At 58.7% G+C, this 4,112-nt stretch carries 4 protein-coding genes; all 4 read right to left on the reverse strand.

What is annotated here, in order from left to right; all coding sequences use genetic code 11:
* Positions 1 to 120: 120 nt before the first annotated feature.
* Entirely contained in the window at positions 121 to 939 is an 819-nt protein-coding gene (locus QOC89_RS00525; protein WP_323043232.1) for an ABC transporter permease subunit, read from the reverse strand.
* Positions 939 to 1,868, reverse strand: coding sequence for an ABC transporter permease subunit (locus QOC89_RS00530; protein ID WP_323043233.1), 930 nt, complete (start codon positions 1,866 to 1,868; stop codon positions 939 to 941). Before QOC89_RS00530 ends, QOC89_RS00525 begins: the two co-directional genes overlap by 1 nt.
* Positions 1,865 to 3,031: an ABC transporter ATP-binding protein gene (locus QOC89_RS00535; protein WP_323043234.1), complete on the reverse strand. Its 1,167-nt coding sequence runs from the start codon at positions 3,029 to 3,031 to the stop codon at positions 1,865 to 1,867. Before QOC89_RS00535 ends, QOC89_RS00530 begins: the two co-directional genes overlap by 4 nt.
* A 91-nt stretch (positions 3,032 to 3,122) precedes the next feature.
* A partial coding sequence (locus QOC89_RS00540) for a polyamine ABC transporter substrate-binding protein (RefSeq protein ID WP_323043235.1) occupies positions 3,123 to 4,112 on the reverse strand: 990 nt, incomplete at its 5' end.

Here is a 4,112-nt window from a genome sequence, read left to right on the forward strand (position 1 = left end):
GCCCCGCACAGGGGCGACGCTAATAGACCACCAAAAAATCAAGGAAAGGCCAAGAAGTCAGATCAAGAAAAGGCCAACGCCATAGGCATACAGACAAAGCGCCGCGCATGCAAAAAAAAACTACCCCGCCATCACCCCCCTCTTCCTCTCCGCCCGCTGCATAAAATAATTAGCCACCACAACCCCAACAGTAACAACAGCAATAAACAACGTAGCAAGCGCATTCATCTCAGGATTCAACCCAAGCCGAACCCGAGAAAAAACAACGAGCGGCAGCGTCGTCGACCCAGGCCCGGACAGAAACGCCGACAACACCAGATCGTCGATAGACAAAGTAAACGACAACAACCACCCAGAAACCAGAGCCTGCGAAATCAACGGCAACGTAATAAAGAAAAACACCTTAACCGGCGTAGCCCCAAGATCAAGCGCGGCCTCCTCAAGAGAAGGATTCAACTCCTTCACCCGCGACTGCACGATGATCGCCACATAAGAAATACACAACATCACATGCCCGATCCAGATCGTGAAAACGCCACGCCCGGCAGGCCATCCCAACCACTTGGCCATTTCGATGAACAACAGCAGCAGCGAGATCCCCTGAATCACCTCGGGAATCACCAACGGCGCATTGATCATCCCGGTATAGAGCGTAAACCCACGAAACCGCCCCATCCGCGCCAGAACAAACCCCGCCCACGTGCCGATAATCACCGAAGCAAACGCCGTCAACAAAGCCACCCGCAGCGACAACCACGCAGCCGCAATCAACTCGTCGTCCTGCAACAACGCCGCATACCAGCGCGTGGAAAACCGCGTCCACACCGTGACCAGTTGCGACTCGTTGAACGAATAAACAACCAGACTCACAATCGGAATGTAGAGAAACAGAAACCCGATCCCCAACGCGATGAACTGCAAAATCCGGTTTGGTTTCATCAGCGCCTTTCCTCCATCGCCTTCGCCTGCGCGTACTGGAAAAACGCCATCGGCACCAATAACAACAAGACCATCGCACATGTCACGGCAGATGCCATCGGCCAATCGGCATTGTCGAAGAACTCATTCCACATCACGCGGCCAATCATCAGCGTGTTCGCGCCACCCAGCAATTCCGGAATCACGTACTCACCCACCGCCGGAATGAACACCAGCAGGCAGCCGGCAATGATGCCGTTCTTCGACAGCGGCAAGGTGATCTGCCAGAACGCCCGCCACGGCTTCGCGCCGAGGTCGTAGGCGGCTTCCAGCAACGTCATGTCCATCTTCACCAGGTGCGCATACAGCGGCATCACGAGAAACGGCAGATACGAATAGACCATGCCGATATAGACCGCGGTATTCGTGTGATACAACTCGATCGGCGTATGGATCAGCCCGATCGACATCAGAAAGTTGTTCAGCAAACCGTTGTTCTTCAGAATTCCGATCCACGCATACACGCGAATCAGAAACGACGTCCAGAACGGCAACATCACGGCCATCATCAGCAGATTGCGGCTCGCCGGATTCGATCGCGCAATGTAGTACGCCATCGGGTAACCAATCAGCAAACACAGCAACGTGGAGATCGCCGCGACCACCACGGAATTCACATAGGTCGCGAAATACAGACTGTCGGTCAGCAGGAATGCGTAATGCGACAGGTCCAGCGCGACGTGAATCACACCATCCGAGAACGTGGTGAGTTCCGTATACGGCGGAATGCCCAGTTGCAAATCCGCGAAGCTGATCTTCACGACCAGCAGGAACGGCACGAGGAAAAACAGCAGCAGCCAGATGAACGGGCCGGCCACCACCGCGGTGCGGCCGGTCAGATTGAAACGGCGCACCGGCCACGACGCGAGAGCACTGATCGAGCGCTTCATGACGTCAGCACCACGCCAGCCGATGCGCTCCAGCGCACATAGACTTCGTCGCCCCAGGTAGGCGAATCGATCTCCGTCAAGGCAAGGCTCGTCACGTTGGCGATCACCGTTTTGCCGGCGCCGAGCTTCACGTGATACAGCGAATAGCCGCCCATGTACGCAATATTCGTGACGACGCCCTTGCCCCAGTTGTACGCGCCTTCGGGCGGCTTGCGGGTGAGCGCGATGCGCTCGGGACGCACCGAGATCGTCACCGGCATGCCGAGCGGCCCGGTAATGCCGTGATTCACGTAGAGGCGAACCGGCAGGTCGGGCGTTTCGATGAATACGTGATCGGGTTCGTCTTCGACGGTATGGCCTTCGAACAGATTGGTCGAGCCGATGAACTCGGCCGAAAAGCGGCTGTTCGGATATTCGTACACTTCGTGCGGCGTGCCGAGCTGGATGATCTCGCCTTCGCTCATCACGGCAAGGCGGTCCGCCATGGTCATGGCCTCTTCCTGGTCGTGCGTGACCATCATGCAGGTCACGCCGACCTTGTCGAGAATGTTGACCAGTTCGATCTGCGTGCGCTGACGAATCTGTTTGTCGAGCGCGGACATCGGTTCGTCGAGCAACAACAGCTTCGGCCGCTTGACGAGCGAACGCGCGAGCGCCACACGTTGCTGCTGGCCGCCGGAAAGCTGATGCGGCTTGCGCTTCGCAAAGCGGCCCATCTGCACGAGATCGAGCGCGCTCTGCACGCGACCCTTCAGTTCGGATTTCGGCACGCCTTCCTGCTTCAGGCCGAAAGCGACGTTGGCCTCGACCGTCATGTGCGGAAACAGCGCGTACGACTGGAACATCATGTTGACCGGCCGACGATAAGGCGGCAATTGCGCGAGGTCCTCGCCGTCGATCAGAATCTTGCCCGACGTGATCGATTCGAGCCCGGCCAGCATGCGCAACAAGGTCGATTTGCCGCAGCCGGAACTGCCGAGCAGCGCGAACAGCTCGCCCTTTTTCACCGACAGGTTGACCCCTTTGACCGCCTCGGTCTCGCCGAACTTCTTCACGACGTCGACGATCTGGACGAAGTTCTCTGCCGCATCGCCCGCTTCGGCCTTCAGGCGCGGGAACGGCGCGGCGGTCCCCGCCAGGGCGCCCGACTGGTCACTACTCATCACAATGCATTACTCCGGCGTTTGACGAACAAAGCCCCCGGTGGACACCGAGGGCTTCATGATGATGCTTACCCGTTCACTCTGCCGCGCTTCAGCGGCCGGACTTGAATTCCGTCCACAGGCGCGTTTGCAGACGCTGGATTTCCGGCGGCAGCGGCTTCAACAGGAACAGCGTCTTGATGACGTCGGCCGGCGGGTACACCGCCGGGTCGCTCGCGACGTCCTTGTCCACATACTTGCGCGCTTCGAGATTGGCGCTCGGATAGTAGACGGCGTTGGTGATCGCGGCGTGAACCTGCGGCGTTTCGATGTAGTTGATCCACTCGAGCGCGGCTTCCTTGTTTTTCGCGTCTTTCGGAATCGCCATCACGTCGAACCACACCGGCGCGCCGCCCTTCGGAATGTAGTACTCCACCTTGAACGGTTTCTTCGCTTCGAGCGCGCGATGCTTGGCGATCACGACGTCGCCCGACCAGCCGTAGGCGAAGCACACGTCGCCGCCGACCAGGTCATTGATGTAGCCCGACGAGTTGAACTGCGTGATGTACGGGCGGATCTTCTTCATCATCTCGAGCGCGGCGCGATAGTCGGCCGGGTTCGTGCTCGCCGGATCCTTGCCGATGTAGTGCAGCGCGGCGGCGAACATCTGGTCCGGCGCGTCGAGCACGGACACGCCGCAGGCCTTCAGCTTCGAAATGTTTTCCGGCTTGAAGAGAATGTCCCAGTTGTCGAGGGGCACGTTCTTGCCAAGGATCTGCTGCACCTTGGTGACGTTGTAGCCGAGCCCGGTCGTGCCGTATGCCCAGGGCACGGTGTACTTGTTGCCCGGATCGGCGCCGGCCACGAGAGCCATCAACGAGGGATCGAGGTACTTCAGATTCGGCAGCTTCGATTTGTCGAGCGGCGCGAAGATGCCGGCTGCGATCTGCTTGCCGGCGTAATTGCTGGTCGGCACGACGATGTCGTAGCCGGAATTGCCGGTGAGGAGCTTGGCTTGCAGCGTGTCGTCGCTGTCGTAGTTGTCGTATTTGACCTGGACGCCGGTCTGTTTGGTGAAGTTCGGAATGGTGTCCTTGGCGAT

Source organism: Paraburkholderia sp. (assembly GCF_034668105.1).
GTDB lineage: Bacteria > Pseudomonadota > Gammaproteobacteria > Burkholderiales > Burkholderiaceae > Paraburkholderia.